This is a genomic window from Glaciibacter sp. 2TAF33 (genome assembly GCF_052114945.1).
Lineage (GTDB): Bacteria > Actinomycetota > Actinomycetes > Actinomycetales > Microbacteriaceae > Cryobacterium.
Map to the genome: position 1 here is coordinate 221,458 of NZ_JBFRFS010000003.1, position 17,616 is coordinate 239,073.

Sequence of the window (17,616 nt, forward strand, 5' to 3'; positions counted from 1 at the left end):
TCCCTGCGGTCGTTAGCTCGTCGCAAAGACGAGGTTCTTCTTGTCTTGCAGACGTTGGCGGTAGTACATGACGCCGAGGCTCACCAGCAGCACACCTCCGAAGAAGAGGTCGTTCCAGGATGAGCCGAGACCCAGGAACACGAGCGTCGACTGGAACAGCTGCACGACGGCGACGCCCAGGATGGTGCCGAGGAGGGTTCCCTCGCCGCCGGTGAGCTTCGCGCCACCGATGACGACCGCGGCGATGATCATGAGTTCCGTGCCGACCAGGGAGACGGGGTTCACATACTTCAGTTCGCTGAAGTAGATGATTCCCATCAGGCCTGAGAGCGCCCCCGAGTAGGAGTAGACGAAGAGCTTGGTGCGGAAGATGTTGATTCCGAGGCGGGAAGCCGATTCCTCATTGCTGCCGACGGCGAAGACCTGACGCCCGAGCATCGTGCGGTAGAGGATGAACCACGTGATGACCAGGACCGCGATCACGATCGGCAGGAACACGGTCAGTCCGTAGCGGCCGGAGTCCGAGTCGATGACCAGGAGGTCGTTCGACCCGAAGGCGACAAGCGACTTCGGCATCGCGGCAGTGGGAAAGGACTTGGTGCCGAGCACCGTGGCCATCAGCCCGTGGTATGCGCTGGCCGTTCCCAGGGTCACGATCAGTGTCGGAAGGCTGAAGAAGTAGATGATCAGGGCATTGATTGCGCCGAGGAGACAGCCGACCACCACGGCAACGACGAAGGCGAACAGGATGTTGTCGATGCCGAGTGCCATCATCAGCCGCACCGAGCTGTACCCCGAGACGACGGCGATCGCCGTGAACGAGACGTCGATCCCGCCGGAGACCAGCACGATCAGCACGCCGATCGCCAGCAACATCACGCCTGAGCCGCTCCGCAGCATGTCGAACAAGGTCTCCACGCTGAAGAACAGCGGGTTCTTGATCGCCACGATCACGATGTAGGCGACGATGATGGCGAGCAGGTATTTTTCCATCGCGGTGGACGGCCGGTTGAAGACCGCGCGGAATGGTGACTTCTTCATCGCTGTTCTCCTCCGGTTGCCGCGGTCGCGAGGGCGGCTGGGGCGTGTTTCACGTGGGCGGTCGGATCGCCGATGATCGTGGCGAGACGCTCCTTGAACTCGGGCGCCCGCAGATCGTTCTCCTCAAAGCTGTCGAGAACCGCACCCTCGTGCATCACGATGACCCGGTTGCAGTTCGCGATGATCTCTTCCGGCTCGTCGGAGATGAGGATGACGCCGATGCCACTGGCCGCGAGGGCGTGGATGCGGTCGTAGATCTCCTGCTTGGATCCGATGTCGATGCCCACCGTCGGGCTGTCGAGAATGAAGACCGTCGGCTTACGGGCGATCCACTTGCCGATGACCACCTTCTGCTGGTTGCCGCCGGAGAGGTTCTCGACGAGAGTGTCGATGTTCTTGTTATTGACGTTCATTTCGTTCACGGTCGCCTGGGCGAGCGCCCGCTCGGCGGTGCCGTCGATCAGCCCGGCGCGGGTGCGCACCGATTCGAGGCCGTTGGAGGAGACGTTGGTGCGGATGGACTGGGCGCCGAACAGCCCCTGGGTCTTGCGGTCCTCTGGCACCAGTGCGATGCCGAGATCCATTGCCTCCCACGGGGAACCGATCGTCACGAGTCGGCCACCGACCAACACCTGGCCGGAGTCGGGAGGATTCAACCCGAAGAGCGAGAGCGCGATCTCGGTGCGGCCCGCGCCGAGGAGGCCGGTCAGACCGAGGATGTCGCCCTTGCGCACGTCGAAGCTCACATCGGCGTAGTTGCCGGTGCGGCCCAGACCCTTCACCTCGAGCAGCGGCGCGTTGTCGCTCTCCTGCCGGTGGTAGCGGGCGTAGGAAACGCGGCGGCCGGTCATGTGGAAGCTCAGCGACTCCTCATCGAGTTCGGCGGCGGTGAAGTCGCCCACCTTGCGGCCGTCACGGAAGATCGTGATGTTGTCCGCGATCGCAAAGACCTCGTCGAGTTTGTGGCTGATGAAGACGATGGAGAGGCCCCTCTTCTTCAACTCGAGCACGATCTCGAGAAGGCGCTTGACCTCGTTCGTCGTCAACGACGTCGTCGGCTCGTCCATGAAAAGGATGCGCGCGTCCATGCTGAGCGCGCGGGCGATGGCAACGAGCTGCTTGTTGGCCACGGAAAGGGTGGAGACCCGATCGTCAAGGGGGAGTTCCACGCCCACCCGGGCGAGCTGCTCCGCTGCAATGGCCCGCATGGCCCTGGCATTAACGAACCGGGATCCGTCGTGCATCATCCGGTTCATGGCGATGTTCTCTGCGACGGTCAAATGGTCGAAGAGGGAGAGATCCTGGTAGATCACCTGCACCCCGGCGCCGATCGCCGCCCGCGGGCCCTGGTGATCGACGCGGGTTCCGTCGATCGTCACGGTGCCCGACCCGGGGACGTACACGCCGGAGACGATCTTGACGAACGTTGACTTGCCGCAGCCGTTCTCCCCGGCCAGGCAGAGGATCTCTCCCTCACCGATGGTGAGGTTGATGTTTTCGAGGGCGGTGACCCCTCCGAATGCAATGGAGAGGTTCTCCGCTACGAGAATCGGTTTTCCCATGATCGCTCTATTCGTGAGTAGTGAAAAAGTCGAGCGGCCATGGTCGCTCTGTGGAGGGGTGACCCCGAGGTCACCGAACCGGTGGTGGCGCCATCGCTGACGACGCCACCACCGGACATCCGGTTAGAACGGGTAGTTGTCCGCGGGGAAGGTCCCCTTCGCGATCATGAGGATCGCCGAACCGGTGATGAGCTTTCCGTCGACCGTCACGCTGTCGTACCCCTCGAAGCTGAGGTCCGCCCCGGTCTTGAGCGCCTTCTTCTGCAGCACGCTGAGCGCAACCGCGTTGGCCGCGTAGCCAGCGCCGGCGGGGTTCCAGGCCTGAGCGGAGCCCACAACGCCCTCTTCGAGGTACGGGCCGGCAACGGACGGCAGGCTGAGCATCGAGGTGGCGATCTTGGTCAGATTCTTCTCCTTGAGCACTGCGGCGAAGTTCGCGCCGGCCGAGACGGAGGTGCCGATGAAGCCGCCGAGGTCCGGGTACGCTTTCAAGATCTCCAGCGCGTTGTCGCGTGCCTTCGAGTCGTCGTTGTCATCTTCGTATGGCTGGTCGGAGACCGCGGTGATGTCCGGGTAGTTCTTCTTCAGGTAGGACACTCCGGCGTTGTACCAGGCCATGTGGGTCTCGCTGGTGAGGGAGCCGACTTCACCGACGAACTTGCCCTTACCGCCCATCTGGGTGGCCAACTGCTCGAACATCTTCTGGCCGAACTCCGCGTTGTCGAATGCTTCAAGGTCGTAGTCGACGCTGTCGGTGCCGGCCAGCGCCGGGGCTTCGTGCGTGATGACGACGATGCCGGCATCGCGGGCCTTCTTCAGCACGGGAGCGATGGACTGCGGGTCGTTGGGGATGACCACGAGTGCGTCGACGCCCTGCGCGATGAGGTCTTCCACGATCTGCACCTGCTTGGCCGGGTCACCCGAGTCCGGGCCGGTCTGCCACGCCTTCACCACATCGCTGTTGTCGTCGTTGAACTGGTCGACCCCGGTGCGCATGGCCTCGAACCATGAGATGCCTTCGACCTTCGAGACCGTCGCGATCTTGAAGACGCCATCCCCGGAGCCGGCCGCGCTTGCGCCGCCGGTGTCACCGACTGTTCCGCATCCGGCAAGGATGCCGATGGTCATTGCTGCGGCGGCCGTGAGGCCGAGAAGCCTGTTGATTCGCTTCATTGCTGCTCTCCTTTGAACTCCACTGTGTGTTACAAGACATTTGTTACAGCACCCTCGGGCGATCACACTTACCGAGAGAATTGTAACAGTAAACCACATTTTCACCGCAGATATCTCGCTTTTTTGCGATGCAAGAACCGCAACGCTCTCCATGCAGGTGATCGCTCGCCTCCATAGCTAGTTGTGACAAGTCTGATATGTTCTGTTACATCATCGTGATCCGTAACGATTCGCGGTTCAACAGCCGGTGGCGACCGCCACGCAGAACGAAGGAGTTCCCTTGAAGAGCCTGTGGGAGACATCCACATCCGCCGAGCAGAGTGCACTGGACGAGTGCGTGCAGGGATCCCGAACGATCGGCGCCCACGAGTCACTCGTGCTCCACGGCGGGGGCAACTCTTCGATCAAGGACACGATCACGGACGTCACCGACGTCTCCGTCGACGTGCTCTACGTCAAGGGCAGCGGGTGGGACATGGCCACCATCGAGCCCGCAGGGTTCACGCCGCTCCGGATGAGCCGGCTCACGGAACTGCTCTCCGTCGACGCCATCAGCGATCCCGCGCTGGTCAACGAATTGCGGTGCGCGCGCCTGGACGCGTCCTCGCCCGACCCCTCGATCGAATCGCTCCTGCACGCGATGCTGCCGTATCGCGCGGTGCTGCACTCGCATGCCGACGCGATCGTCTCGCTCACCAACCAGCCAGAGCCCGCGGCGGCCGTGGACGAGGTGTTCGGTGAGCGCGTGGTTGTGATCCCCTACGTTATGCCGGGATTCGACCTCGCGCGGCTCTGCAATGAGCTCTGGCCGCAACTGGCCACCCAGGACACCGTGGGAATGATCCTGCTGAACCACGGGCTCTTTACCTTCGGCGACACGATGGAAGAGGCATACAGCCGCCACATCGAGCTCATCACGGCCGCCGAAGACGCGCTGCGGGAAGCGGCCGGCACCCGGCCCAGCGGTCAGTCGGCAGGGCCGATCGCCCCGCTTCGCCCGGTGTGGACACCGGAGCAGATCGCACGCATGCGCAACTCGATCTCCGCCCACGCCGGACGGCCGATGATCGTCAGCCGGCACACCGGGGAACGCGTCGCGGCTTTCGTTGCCCAGGAGAACCTGGAACAGATCGCAACGCGAGGCCCGGCCACGCCGGACCACATCATCCGCACCAAGCGCGTTCCGCTGATCGGGACCGACATCGACGCCTATGTGCGCGACTACGTGGACTACTTTGAGCGCAATCAGAGCCGATCGGCCGAGCCGCTCGCCATGATCGACCCGACTCCCCGGTTCATCCTCGATCGGAACGAGGGACTGTTCACGACCGGGAAGAGCGCCAAGGATGCGGACATCGTGCGCGATATCGCTCTCCACACCTTCGACATCATCGATGACAGCGAACGCCTGGGCCGATACACCGCGCTCGACGAAAGCGACCTGTTCGACGTCGAGTATTGGGATCTCGAGCAGGCCAAGTTGCGGCTCGGTGGCGCTGGTGGCGTGCTGACTGGGCAGATCGCACTCGTCACCGGAGCCGCATCCGGCATCGGGCGCGCCATCGCTGGTCACCTGCTCGAGCTGGGTGCCTGCGTCGTGGGAATCGACATCTCCACGAACGTCGAGTCGACCTTCGCCGGGCCGTCCTGGCTGGGCATCCCGGTCGACGTGCGCGACGGCGACGCGATCGCCGACGCCCTCAGCCGCACGGTTGAACGCTTCGGCGGCCTCGACATGCTCGTGGTCGCGGCCGGCGTCTTCGCCGAAAGTGCGCCGATCACCGGAATCGGCGGATCGTCCTGGGGGCGCACCTTCGCGATCAACGTCGATTCGGTGCAGACCCTGTTCGGGAAGGCGCACCCCCTGCTCGCCCTCTCGGCCACGTACGGGCGCGTCGTCGTGGTCGGATCGAAGAACGTGGCCGCCCCGGGACCCGGCGCAGCGGCATATTCGGCCTCGAAGGCGGCCCTGACCCAGCTGACCCGGGTGGCGGCCCTCGAGTGGGCCGGCGACGGCATCCGAGTGAACATCGTGCACCCCGACGCGGTGTTCGACACCGCCCTCTGGACGCCTGGGCTCCTCGCGGAGCGGGCCGCCAAGTACGCTGTCAGCATCGACGACTACAAGCGCCGCAATCTGCTCTCCACCGAGGTGACCAGTCATGACGTCGCACGCATGGTCGGAGCGATGTGCACCGCGACCTTCCAGTCGACCACGGGCGCCCAGGTTCCCGTCGACGGCGGCAATGACCGCGTCGTCTAGGAAAGCGCGCCCTACAGTGCATTCATACCAGAGGAACGCGCGTTCACAACAGGCGAACGCGCGACGGAGCAACGCGGAGGAACAATGACGTCTCGAGTCGTATCCATGGGAGCGCATATCGCCGATGCCCTGGGCTGGCCTTTCACGGCCGTTCCGCCCGGTCAACATCTCGAATTCATCGAGCAGATCAAGTTCACCGTCGCCGGCACCGCCGCGGCGCCCTCGGTGAACCTGGCCAAGCTCGGCGTCGAGGTCGCAACAGTCGGGCGGATCGGCGACGACACGATTGGCCAGTTCGTGCGCTCGACCATGAACCGCTACGGGGTCAACACCGACAACCTGGTGGTCGATCCGGAGCGCCAGACCTCGGCCAGTCTCCTGCCGATCCGGCTGGACGGGTCGCGTCCCGCTCTCCATGTCATCGGCGCCAACGCCGGCCTGACCGAGTCGGACGTACCGTGGGATGTGGTCGAGCAGGCCGAGGTGTTCCACCTCGGTGGCGCGTTCATCCTGCCCGGGCTTGACGGCGCGCCCATGGCCCGCGTACTCAAGCGGGTCAAGGAACTGGGGCTGATCGTCACAATGGACTTCCTGATGAGCCCTCGCCCCGACGCCCAGGACCTGATCGGTCCCTCGCTCCAGTACGTCGACTACCTTCTGCCGAATATCGAGGAGGCCGGCTGGCTGGTCGGGAGCGAGGACCGCGCTGAGATCGTTTCCTGGCTGCACGGCCAAGGCGTCGGCCACACCGTGCTGACCATGGGCGGGGACGGCGTGAGCATCGCCGCAAATGGGCGGCCGGAAACCGTGCTGCCCGCCTATGCCATCGACGTCGTCGACACCACCGGCTGCGGTGACGCGTTCACCTCCGGGCTCATCTCGGGCATCCTCGACGGGCTCGACGTCGTGGATGCGGCCGAGCGCGGCCTCGCCTGCGGCAGCCTGGTCGCGACGGGACTCGGTTCGGACGCCGGAATCGTGGACCGCGAGCAGGTGAAGGCGTTCCAGCGCAATCAGCCGCGACTGGCCTCCGCCGCGTGAGCGGAGTCGGCGCCCCCCGGCTTTCAGGTGTGCCAAGCTATCGATACGGCGCCGACGCTGTAGTCGCCGACTATGGCAGTCACCCACTATGGCAGGAAGGATCGCCGATGATACCGCCACGCGAAGCCGTGAGCCATGACTGAGCCCAACGGCGGGTCCACCCGACCAGATGGCACCCCTTCCGGGCTGAACGGCAGCCGTCCCGAGCCGACGGGTGACCACGCCGAGGAACCGGCGGTCCGCACCAATCACGGCCGCAGCAAAGCGGCACGGCTGAACCTCATCGGGGAGGTCGTCAATCAGCGCGGTTTCGTCAGCGTGGACGATTTGACCGAGCAGCTCGGGGTGAGCCGGATGACCGTGCACCGCGACCTCGATGAGTTGCAGCGGATGAGCACGCTGAGGAAGGTGCGCGGTGGTGCATCCGCTCACCGTTCCACCCAGTTCGAGAGCGACCTGCAGTTTCGCGCGATGAGCGCGGTCGAGGAGAAGCGGAAGATGGCCCGCGTCGCGGCAGACCTGGTCTCGGAGGGTGACGTCGTCATCGTCGACGATTCGACGACCTCGCTGGAGGTGGTGCCCCACCTCGTGACCCGGCCGCCGCTGACGATCATCACGAACTTCATGCCGGCAATGCAGCAGGTCAGCAATCACCCCGACATCAACCTGATCGGGCTGGGCGGTGAGTACGCTCCCCGGTACCAATCGTTCCTCGGGATGATGTGCGAGCGAAGCCTCGCCGACCTCTACGCCGACGTGCTTTTCGCGTCGACCTCCGCGGTGAGGGGCCTCGATCTCTATCATCAGGATCAGCGGATCGTCACCGCCAAGCGCGCCATGATGCAGTCGGCGCAGCGGCGCGTGCTTCTGGTCGACCACAGCAAGATCGACCACGGCGCCCTCCACCGCCTGGGCGGCATCGACGAGTTCACCCACGTGATTGTCGACGATAAGGTCGACGCGTCGGTCATCAAGAGCTTCGAAGAGGCCGGTGTCACCGTGCTCGTGGCGAGCTGACGAGAACCCCACGGGTGCTTCTCGCCGCGGCCGGGGCGGTCACTCGAGCATGCCGCGTCCGATCGCGGGCGCCTTCCCGGCAAACACAAGACCCCTGCAATCCCAATGGCTGCAGGGGTCTCACTGTGCGCCCGAAGGGATTCGAACCCCCAACCTTCTGATCCGTAGTCAGATGCTCTATCCGTTGAGCTACGGGCGCATGCTGTCAACCGGAGCGAAACGCTCTGTGACAACTTAGAAACTATATCAGCTAACGAGGGCGTGCCTGTTCAAGGACGATCAGCTGGCGCTTCAGCGCTACCTGCCGGTAGGAGGTCTCCACCAATTCGGCGAGTTCGGCCCAATCGGTGTCCGGTCGATCGAAGTCGATCGCCAGCCAGCCGGCGGGACCGAAATAGGGCGGCACGAAGAAGCGTCGATCCTCGATCAGCGCCAGGCGTTCCTCCGGGTCCGGCTTGAACACCATCGAGTGTGGGCGGTCCATGCTCGATCCGGCGGTCACGAAGATCTTCCTGCCGGCGCGGAACGTCGGACGGCCCCATGACAGCACCTCAGCCGCCTCGGGGAACGCGAGGCACAGCTCGCGTATCCGCTGCAGCAGCGGGTCCGCCGGTTCGAAGAGAAGCGGATGTTCCATGTCACCACACTCCCGTCAGCCCAGTTCCGGCACGACCGGCACCGCGGCACCCGCTGCCGGCACCGCGGTGCGGATCCCAAACCAGGAGACGACGCCGCCGGCGAACATCAGCACGGCGGTAACGACCATCGCCCGCTGGAAACCGTCGACGGTGAGGACTCCGCCGACGATCCCGCCCACCATCGCGATGGCGATGAGGCCGGCCACCCGGGAGACGGCGTTGTTGATCGCCGAACCGATTCCGGCCTGGTCGGGGTGAATGGAGCCAAGCACCGCGGCGGTCAGCGGCGCGACGGTGACCGAGAGCCCGAGCCCGACCAGGAGGATGCCGGGGAGAACGTTCAACCAGAAGTCGATCGGCGGGGTCGCCGTGAGGAACACGAGGAAGCCGGACCCGGCGATGACCGGACCGATGGTCATGAACAGGCGTGGCCCGTACTTGCCCGCCAAGGTGCCGAACAGGGTGGCGAAGCCGAGCATCACCAGGGTCGCTGGAATACCGGCCAGCCCCGCGATGGTCGCCGAGTAACCGCCGATCTCCTGCAGGTACAGCGCGAACAGGAAGAAGCCGAGGCTGAGGGCCGCGTAGACCCCGACCGTGGCGAGGTTTCCGGCCCAGAAATTGCGCACCGTGAAGAGCGCGAGCGGCATCATCGGGTGCGGGGCCCGCGCCTCCCACCAGATGAAGGCAGCGAACGCGACGACCCCCACGGCCAGCGGAACGAAGACAGCCGGATGCCCCCAGCCGAGGCGGCCCTGCTCGATCAGCGCGTAGACGGGGCCACCCAACCCGACGGCGGCGAGGCAGGCCCCCCAGAGGTCCACCCGGGAAACCGACGCCGTGCGGTGCGGCTCCCGGATCTTCGCCATCACGAACAGGGTGACAGCGATCGGGACCACGTTGATGGCGAAGACCCACCGCCAGCTCAACGTGTCGACGAGGACGCCGCCCAACAGGGGACCGGCGATGCCCGCCGCTCCGGTGAAGCCGGTCCACACCCCGATCGCCCGCCCCTGTGCCGCCCCGCTGAACGTCGACGTGATCAGCGCCAGCGAACTGGGGACGAGCAGGGCGGCAGCCACCCCCTGCAGGACGCGGGCGACGACCAGGGCGATTCCCCAGGGCGCCACGGCGCAGGCGAGCGACGTGATCCCGAACCAGATCAGTCCGGCGCGAAGCACCCTGATCCGCCCGAACGTGTCCGAAAGAGACCCGGCCACCAGGATCAGGGCGCCCATCGTGAGCAGGTAGCCGTCCACCACCCACTGCTGCAGCGGGAGACCTCCACCAAGTTCCCGGGAGAGAGCGGGAAGGGCGACATTGACGATCGACCCGTCGAGGAATGCCACGAACGACGACAAAATGGCGACGATGAGCACTCTGCGTTGTCCGGGGGTCACCAGCACAGTTAACTCCTCCCAGCCCGACAAGTGAAGGAGGAGCGGGGCCCGTCGCCCACACCCGGACCGGGCTTACGATGAGGCCGTGAGCATCACCGAGCGAGCGACGCAGGCGAGCCGCCTGGACGTCCGGGTGACCGGCGGTGTCGTGCGCGGTGTTCGGGAGGGCAGCCTGCTGGCCTGGCGGGGCATTCCCTACGCCGCTCCCCCGGTGGGCCCCGCGCGATTCCGAGCTCCGCAGCCGGTGCTCCCCTGGACGGGCATCCGCGATGCCATTCGCTATGGGCACGTGGCGCCACAGCTCTACCGGGGCCAGTTCAAGGGGACCGGACCCAGGATTGCGTCCAGCGAGGACTGCCTGACCGTCAACGTGTTGTCGGCAACGGTGACCAGACGGAAGCGCCTGGGTATGCCGGTGATGGTATTCATCCACGGTGGCGGGTACAGCAGCGGGTCGTCACAGGATTTCGCCGGCCAGGGCGAACGGTTCGTGCTCAGCGGGCAGGTCGTCTACGTGAGCTTCGATTACCGCCTGAACGCGCTCGGCTACCTCCATTTCGGCCGTTACGGCACGTCCGAGCGTCCGGTCGAGAGCAACCTGGGCCTTCGGGACCAGGTTGCGGCGCTGGAATGGGTGCGCGACAACATCCGCGGCTTCGGCGGCGACCCCCACAACGTGACGATTTTCGGGGAGTCGGCCGGCGGCAACGCGGTGACCACCCTGATGGCGACGCCCGCCGCCCGTGGCCTGTTCGCCCGCGCGATCGCGCAGAGCGCCCCGACCGACGCCGTCTACCGGACCGAGCTCGCGGACGGCTGGGCGGCCGAGTTCGTTGAGATCCTCGCGGCGCAGGTCGGCGGCGAGGCTGATGCCCTCCGCCTGCTGGAAACGGCGTCCGTGGCGGACCTGACCACCGCCGCACTCGTGCTGCAGATCCGTACCCCGGATGCGAGTCCGGGCACGTTCTGCCTGGCCCCGGTGATCGATGGCGACTTTCTCCCTGAGCACCCGGTGGATGCCTTCCGCGCCGGCCGACAGCATCCGGTGCCGCTCATCATCGGCACCAACGATCGTGAAGGCTCGATCTTCCGCGGCCGCGTCGACATCCTGCCCAAGTCGCCGGAGCGGGTCAGCGCCATCTTCCTCCGCGCCGGCCCGGCCTCCCGCACACGGATGCTGGCGGCGTATCCCGGATTGGCCGCGAAACAGCGCGCCGCGGCCGACTTCGCCGGCGACTACGCCTTCTGGTATCCCAGCGTCCTGGTCGGGGGCCTGCACTCGCGCGTCGCCCCTGTGCACTTCTACCGCTTCGACGTGGCACCGCGAATCATGCGGCTGCTCGGCCTTGATGCCACGCACGGCATCGAGATGTTCGCGCTGTTCTCCCGCGTCGACACGCTGGTGGCCCGAACCATGACGTCACTCGGCGGGAGGGACGATTTCGTGCGAGCCGGTGAGCGGATGCGCCGCAACTGGCTGCAATTCGCGTGCACCGGGCGACTCGGCGACGGGTGGCCTGCGTACACCGAAGAAGTCCGCACCACGCTCATCATCGCCGAGCGTGATCGCGTAGAATCCGATCCGCGAGCCCAGCGCCGGCTCGCGTGGGAAGCGTTTTCCACCGAGGCGCACGAGAATGAGGCACCATGACCGACGACGTCATCCAGTCAACGCAGCAGGAAACGACAACACCGGTGCGGGTGGCTGCCGTCGTGTACAACCCGATCAAGGTCGACCTCGACGAGTTGAAGGCCGCGGTGGCTGCCGAGCAGGGCGCCGGCTGGGCCGACACGCTCTGGTTCGAGACCAGCGAAGAGGATCCCGGCCGGGGCCAGACCAGGGCTGCTCTGGAGGCCGGCGCCACCATGGTGATCGCCGCGGGAGGCGACGGAACCGTGCGGGTGGTGGCCGAGGCCGTGCACGGCAGTGTCGCGTCCCTCGCCCTCCTGCCATCGGGCACCGGGAACCTGCTGGCCCGCAACCTCGATCTCACGCTGGATGACCTCGAGCACTCGCTGCACGCGGCATTCTCTGGGACAGATCGCCCCGTGGACGTCGCGATGATCGACATCCGCCGAGCTGATGATTCAACCAGCCGGCACGCCTACCTCGTGATGGCCGGACTCGGCCTCGACGCGACGATGCTGGCGAACACCGACGACGAGCTGAAGAAGAAGGTCGGCTGGCTGGCGTATGTGAGCGCCCTCGTCACCGCCATGCGCGACAAGAACCAGCTGCATTTCCGGTACAGCCTGGATGGCAAGCCGGCCCGCCGGACGACCGCCCACACGATCATCGTGGGCAACTGCGGGTCGCTGCCGGCGAATATCCTGCTGCTGCCCGAGGCCGCCATCGACGACGGCGAATTCGAGATGGTCATCCTGCGGCCCAAGGGCGTGATCGGCTGGTTGCAGATCACCGGGAAGATCATCTGGGAGAACGGCGTGCTGCGGCGCACCGAGATCGGTCGGAAGGTCACCGGTCTGACCAAGGAGGTGCGCGCGCTCCGGTACGTCAAGGGCCGGGAACTCGTGGTGAAGCTCGAACGGGCCTCCGACATCGAACTCGACGGCGACAGCTGCGGCCAGGCGATCGCGTTCAAGACCTGGATCGAGCCGGGAGCGCTTCGCGTCCGGGTGCCGGTCGGCGAGTAGCGCATGACGAGTCACCGGGTAGGGGCCGGAACGCCCGGCGGCGATGCTGCCGCGCCGGGGCCGGAACAGGCGGCGAAGGAAGCATCGAAACGGGTTGCGAACCACTGGCCGCTGGTGAGCGGCATCGCCGCGCTGGTGTGTGCCGTGGCGCTGGGCATTGTCATTACGTTGCGTGAACAGGGGGCCCCATTCGCCGTTGACACCAACTGGATGATGGAGATGTCGGACTTCAGGGCGCCGGTCTGGGATTTCCTCGCCCTCAGCCTCAGCACCATCGGCGGCGGCGTCATCGCCACCCTGGTTGTGCCGGTGATCCTGGTCGTCATCTTCTGGCGGGTTCGGGGACGGTGGACGGCCGGCTACTACCTCGCCGCGTCCCTCGCGACCGGAGTCCTCGCGCAGGTTCTCAAACACGCGTTCGGCCGGGCACGGCCGGACGAGATCGCGGTGGTCGTCGATTTCGGCTCGTTCCCGTCGGGTCATGCCGCCAACGCCGCCGTCACGGCCGCGGTTCTGGCGATCCTCTTCCCGCGGGTGTGGGTGTGGGTGGCCGGAACGCTCTACACCGTCGCCATGATGCTCAGCCGGATCTACCTCGGTGCGCACTGGCTGAGCGACACCATCGGCGCCGTCCTTCTCGGGGTGGGCGTCGCCATCGTGCTGTGGGCCCCGATCGCGGCAAAGATCGACGGCGAGAGACAGCTCGGTCCCGGCCGCCCGCTGGTGCCGGACGCCGTGCGCCGGGGTGTTCGCGCGCTGGGCGACGGTGATGCCTGGCGGAACGCACACCAGAAGTGGATCGTCGACATCCGCCCGCTGCCGCGACCGGCGCGCCAGCGGCTGATTGCCATCGTCATCGCCCTGGCCGTCGTCGGGGCGGCCGGCTTCACGGTGATCCTGGTGAACGTCCTGGCCTTGTCCGGCGGGGCGACCGGCCTCGACCGTGACGTACAGCACTACCTCTTCGGGCTCCGATCCCCGGTGCTGACGGTCGTGATGATCGCCCTGGCCATCGTGTTCGGACCGGTGGGTCTGCCGCTGATCGTCCTGGTCGCCACTGTGGCCTGGGGATTCGTGCGCCGCCACGCCTGGCGCCCCCTGCTCCTGGCGGCGGCGATGCTGTTCGGGGTCATCGTCGCCCAGCTGATCGGCCACGCCGTTGGACGCGAACGCCCGCCGCTCGACCAGATGCTGTTCGGCCCGGACACCACGTTCTCGTTCCCGTCCGGGCACGTCCTCGGCGCCTCGGACTTCATGCTGGTGGCGACCTACCTGGTCGTATCGCGGCGCGCCAGCATCACGGGCGCCGTCATCGGCTACCTTTTCGCCGGCGTCTGCATCGTGGCCGCAATGGTGAGCCGCGTCTATCTCGGCTATCACTGGACGACGGATGCGTTGGCGTCATTCTCGCTGTCGCTCATCGTCCTGAGCGGGGTGATCGCGCTCGACGTGTGGCGAACCGTGCGGGTGCCGGAGGATGCCCAGCAGGTTACAGCCGTGCCCGCCGCGCCCTGACGAAGCAGTACAGCCCGTAGGCGATCAGTCCGGCGCCGACGATCACCAGGATGACCATCCCGAACGGGAGGGCGGCCAGTGAACGCAGTGCTCCGTCCAGTCCCGTGGACTTGCTCGGGTCGAGCGTGAACGCCGCCACGATCACGAGCACGCCGACCACGCCGACGGCAACACCCTTGGACACATAGCCGAACACGCCGAAACCGACCGTGGCGCGTCCGGCGGGACCGCTCGGTAGCGCGAGATCTTCGGTGAACTTCCGCGCCACCCCCTTGTAGACGAAGTAGCCGCCGATCCCGAGCACCAGCACTCCCGCGGCGAACAGGACGAACACGCCGCCTGGCGTCGCCAGGAGCTTCGCGCTGGCGCTGCTGGCGCTGCTGGCGGCATCCGTTGTTCCACCCAGCGCGACGGTCAGCGCGGCCCCGCCGAGCGCCAGGTAGGCGACCGCCTTGCCCAGCTCCGCAAGGCGCCGGCCCCACTTCCGCTTGGCGTCCGCACCGACCGTGAGGAACGCGGAGAGCACCAGCCAGAGGCCGAGGGCGAACATCCCCACGACCACGGCCCAGATCACGAACGCCCCGCCGGGCGTCCCACTGAGCTGACGCAACGCACCGGACTGGTCCGCCTCGCCGCCGCTGCTGCCGAACGCCAGGGCAATCGCAATCGCACCGATCAGGATGTGCAGGATGCCGTTGACCGCGAAACCGGCGCGGGCCAGGAACCGCAAGGGGGTGCTGCGTCGCGCTTTGCGGGCGACCTGGGCCACCGAATCGTCCATCACGCACCCAGCATAGGGCGCTCTTGCGCCGGCGGGCGGGGATCATCGAAGTCGGGATCCAGGACCGGGCCTTTCCCGGGCATCCGCTACGCCGGACGCAGGTAGGTCCGCACGATGTGGTCCGCGATCGCCATGGCGGAGGTCGCGGCGGGCGACGGGGCATTGCGGATGAGCGTGACGCTGCCGACCTGGTCCACGGCGAAGTCGTCAAGGAGGGCGCCGCCCCGCTCCCACGCCTGCGCGCGGACGCCGGACGCCGTCTTCGCGGTGAGGTCGCGCATCTCGAGTTCGGGAACGAATCTTCGGGCCGCCTTGAAGTAGAGCGGCTTGAGCAGGGAGGCAGCGATCTCCTGCGCGCCCATCCGCCAGTACTTCCTCACCAGTGCGGCCGAGCCCGGCCAGGTCACCGACCCCCAGGTGTCCCTCATCGAGATCGTGCCCCAGCCGTAGCCCTCGCGCGCGAGCGCGGGAACCGCGTTGGGACCCACCTGCACGCCGTCGTAGACCCCGCGCGTGAAGTGGACGCCGAGGAAGGGGAAGGCGGGGTCGGGCACGGGGTAGATCATGCCATTCACCAGGTGCTCGCGGTGGGGGGCGAGCGCCCAGTATTCGCCGCGGAACGGCAGGATCCGGGGAGAGGGCGACGCGCCGACGAACGAGGCGACGACGTCGGACTGCAGGCCGGCGCACACGATCACCCGGTCGAAGACGTCCGAGCCGCGCGTCGTCGTGACGCGGATGCCGGCCGGCCCCTGGCTGATTCCCGTCACTTCATGGCCGAAGCGGATGCTCCCGCCCCCGGTGCGTACGTCGTCGGCCATCGCCTCGGTGATGGCGGTGTAGTCGACGACTGCGGTGTGCGGCGAGTGCAGGGCTGCCACCCCGGCCACGTGCGGTTCGATCTCGCGCAGCTGGTGGCCGGCGATCCGACGGAGCCCCGGCACGCGATTCTGAAGCGCTCGTTTCTCGATGCCGGCCAGCGCGCCCAGCTCATCGTCGGTGACGGCGATCACGAGTTTCCCGAGCTCGCGGTAGGGCAGGTTCTTGTCGCGGCAGAATTCGCGGGTGGCGACGCGGCCCTCCGCGCACAGTTTCGCCTTGAGCGACCCGGGCGCGTAGTAGAGGCCCGCGTGCACGACTCCCGAATTGTGACCGGTCTGGTGCACCGCGACGCGGTCTTCTTTCTCGATCACCGTCACGTCGCCTGAATCTTTCAGCACGAGTGCGCGCGCCAGCGCGATTCCGAGGATGCCTCCGCCGATGATTCCGATTCGTTCGGTCATGGGAACATTATCCTGACCAACCGGCACATTCATCACAATGTGGCCGATATCGGGCTATTCCGTTGTCCTGAGACATCACACAGTGCGGAGACGGTGGTGTCCTGGTTCAGGAGATCGGAATGGGGTGTCTCGGGACATCGGAATGAAATGTCTCGCGTGATCGGCATGGTCACGGCGACGCTGGGGCATGAGCAAGCAGCGTCTCGTGATCACGGCCGTCCTATCCGGTCAGTCCCAGTCCGAAGCTGCCCGCCGGTACGGGGTTACGCAGGGCTGGGTATCCAAGCTCATGACCCGGTACCGGCTTGAGGGCGATGCCGCGTTCGAACCGCACTCCAAACGGCCGAAGACCTCTCCCGGGGCGACAGTACCGGAGCTGGTCGAGCCCGTACTCGCTCTGCGCCGACGACTCGTCCGAGCGGGCCTGGATGCGGGCGCTGAGACGATCGGCTGGCGCCTGCAGCACACGCACCATGTCACCTTGTCCCGCGCGACGATCAACCGGATCCTGGCCCGTGCCGGCCTTGTGAGCCCGGAGCCCGCCAAACGCCCCAAATCGTCCTACGTCCGCTTCGAAGCCTCCCCACCCAACGAGACCTGGCAGTCCGACTTCACCCACTATCGGCTGGACACCGCCACCGACACCGAGATCATCGCCTGGCTTGATGACCACTCTCGCTACCTGCTGCATCTGAGCGCACACCCGCGGATCACCGCCCGGATCGTCGCGGAAAGCTTCCACGCCGCCGCCGCGGGACACGGCTACCCCGCCTCCACCCTCACCGACAACGGCATGGTCTACACCGTGCGTCTGGCCGGAGGAAAGAACGCCGGCGGACGCACCGTCCTCGAGCACGACCTCCACCGCCTGGGCATCGTCCAGAAGAACGGCAAACCAAACCATCCGACCACCCAGGGCAAAATCGAACGGCTCTGGCAGACGCTGAAGAAGTGGCTCACCGCGCAACCCGACCAACCGGACACGATCGCCCAACTACAGACACTGCTCGACGAGTTCACCCGCGAGTACAACACCCACCGGCCGCACCGATCACTCCCGCACCGGGCCACCCCGGCCACGGCCTACGACACCCGCATCAAGGCCACCCCCACCGGAACCACCCCCACGCACGACCGCGTCCGAGAGGACCGCATCGACAAGTCCGGCACCGTCACACTGCGCCTGCCCGGCCGACTCCGGCACATCGGCATCGGCCGAACCCACGCCGGAACCCACGTCAAACTCC

The 17,616-nt window shown here is 66.5% G+C and carries 14 protein-coding genes and 1 tRNA gene; 7 read left to right on the forward strand and 8 right to left on the reverse strand.

Going from position 1 to position 17,616, the window contains the following annotated elements:
• Window positions 1-12: 12 nt before the first annotated feature.
• The 3 genes from AB4Y94_RS04180 to AB4Y94_RS04190 form a co-directional block, all read right to left on the reverse strand.
• Complete coding sequence (locus AB4Y94_RS04180; protein ID WP_441725135.1) at window positions 13-1,041, reverse strand: ABC transporter permease; 1,029 nt, start codon at window positions 1,039-1,041, stop codon at window positions 13-15.
• On the reverse strand, window positions 1,038-2,603 hold the full coding sequence (locus tag AB4Y94_RS04185) for a sugar ABC transporter ATP-binding protein (protein WP_441725137.1): 1,566 nt from the start codon (window positions 2,601-2,603) through the stop codon (window positions 1,038-1,040). The genes AB4Y94_RS04180 and AB4Y94_RS04185 overlap by 4 nt, the downstream gene beginning before the upstream one ends.
• Before the next feature lie 123 nt (window positions 2,604-2,726).
• Window positions 2,727-3,776: a substrate-binding domain-containing protein gene (locus AB4Y94_RS04190; protein ID WP_441725140.1), complete on the reverse strand. Its 1,050-nt coding sequence runs from the start codon at window positions 3,774-3,776 to the stop codon at window positions 2,727-2,729.
• Between the two features lie 280 nt (window positions 3,777-4,056).
• Here AB4Y94_RS04190 and AB4Y94_RS04195 point away from each other — a divergent pair, with 280 nt between their 5' ends.
• The 3 genes from AB4Y94_RS04195 (at window position 4,057) to AB4Y94_RS04205 (ending at window position 8,097) form a co-directional block, all read left to right on the forward strand.
• The gene (locus AB4Y94_RS04195) at window positions 4,057-6,039 is read left to right on the forward strand and encodes a bifunctional aldolase/short-chain dehydrogenase (protein ID WP_441725143.1); all 1,983 of its coding nucleotides are present in this window, start codon (window positions 4,057-4,059) and stop codon (window positions 6,037-6,039) included.
• A gap of 105 nt (window positions 6,040-6,144) precedes the next feature.
• Entirely contained in the window at window positions 6,145-7,080 is a 936-nt protein-coding gene (locus AB4Y94_RS04200; RefSeq protein ID WP_441725146.1) for a carbohydrate kinase family protein, read from the forward strand.
• Window positions 7,081-7,215: 135 nt separating this feature from the next.
• Window positions 7,216-8,097 carry a DeoR/GlpR family DNA-binding transcription regulator gene (locus AB4Y94_RS04205; protein ID WP_441725148.1) on the forward strand — a complete coding sequence of 294 codons (882 nt, stop codon included), beginning with the start codon at window positions 7,216-7,218 and terminating at the stop codon, window positions 8,095-8,097.
• A 126-nt stretch (window positions 8,098-8,223) separates the two neighbouring features.
• On the opposite strand, the gene AB4Y94_RS04210 is transcribed toward AB4Y94_RS04205, so the two are convergent.
• The 3 genes from AB4Y94_RS04210 to AB4Y94_RS04220 all read right to left on the reverse strand — a co-directional run bounded on the left by AB4Y94_RS04210 (window position 8,224) and on the right by AB4Y94_RS04220 (window position 10,141).
• Window positions 8,224-8,296: transfer RNA gene (locus AB4Y94_RS04210), tRNA-Arg, on the reverse strand.
• Between the two features lie 51 nt (window positions 8,297-8,347).
• Complete coding sequence (locus tag AB4Y94_RS04215; protein ID WP_441725151.1) at window positions 8,348-8,734, reverse strand: MmcQ/YjbR family DNA-binding protein; 387 nt, start codon at window positions 8,732-8,734, stop codon at window positions 8,348-8,350.
• A 15-nt stretch (window positions 8,735-8,749) separates the two neighbouring features.
• Window positions 8,750-10,141 carry an MFS transporter gene (locus AB4Y94_RS04220; RefSeq protein ID WP_441725154.1) on the reverse strand — a complete coding sequence of 464 codons (1,392 nt, stop codon included), beginning with the start codon at window positions 10,139-10,141 and terminating at the stop codon, window positions 8,750-8,752.
• 79 nt (window positions 10,142-10,220) lie between these two features.
• Here AB4Y94_RS04220 and AB4Y94_RS04225 point away from each other — a divergent pair, with 79 nt between their 5' ends.
• From AB4Y94_RS04225 to AB4Y94_RS04235, 3 genes are read left to right on the forward strand one after another with little or no spacing between them, the layout of a single operon-like run.
• The gene (locus AB4Y94_RS04225) at window positions 10,221-11,786 is read left to right on the forward strand and encodes a carboxylesterase/lipase family protein (protein ID WP_441725157.1); all 1,566 of its coding nucleotides are present in this window, start codon (window positions 10,221-10,223) and stop codon (window positions 11,784-11,786) included.
• Window positions 11,783-12,790 (forward strand): diacylglycerol/lipid kinase family protein, encoded by a 1,008-nt coding sequence (locus tag AB4Y94_RS04230; protein WP_441725159.1) that lies wholly within the window; start codon window positions 11,783-11,785, stop codon window positions 12,788-12,790. Before AB4Y94_RS04225 ends, AB4Y94_RS04230 begins: the two co-directional genes overlap by 4 nt.
• A gap of 3 nt (window positions 12,791-12,793) precedes the next feature.
• Window positions 12,794-14,305 (forward strand): phosphatase PAP2 family protein, encoded by a 1,512-nt coding sequence (locus AB4Y94_RS04235; protein WP_441725160.1) that lies wholly within the window; start codon window positions 12,794-12,796, stop codon window positions 14,303-14,305.
• Here AB4Y94_RS04235 and AB4Y94_RS04240 read toward each other — a convergent pair.
• Together AB4Y94_RS04240 and lhgO are read right to left on the reverse strand one after the other, a co-directional pair.
• The gene (locus AB4Y94_RS04240) at window positions 14,280-15,086 is read right to left on the reverse strand and encodes a DUF1206 domain-containing protein (RefSeq protein ID WP_441725202.1); all 807 of its coding nucleotides are present in this window, start codon (window positions 15,084-15,086) and stop codon (window positions 14,280-14,282) included. The two genes, AB4Y94_RS04235 and AB4Y94_RS04240, sit on opposite strands and share 26 nt — an antisense overlap.
• An 86-nt stretch (window positions 15,087-15,172) precedes the next feature.
• Entirely contained in the window at window positions 15,173-16,369 is a 1,197-nt protein-coding gene (gene lhgO / locus AB4Y94_RS04245) for an L-2-hydroxyglutarate oxidase (RefSeq protein WP_441725163.1), read from the reverse strand.
• A gap of 187 nt (window positions 16,370-16,556) precedes the next feature.
• Here lhgO and AB4Y94_RS04250 point away from each other — a divergent pair.
• Window positions 16,557-17,616, forward strand: a 1,060-nt coding sequence (locus AB4Y94_RS04250; RefSeq protein WP_441725166.1) for an IS481 family transposase, incomplete at its 3' end; no start/stop codon positions are given.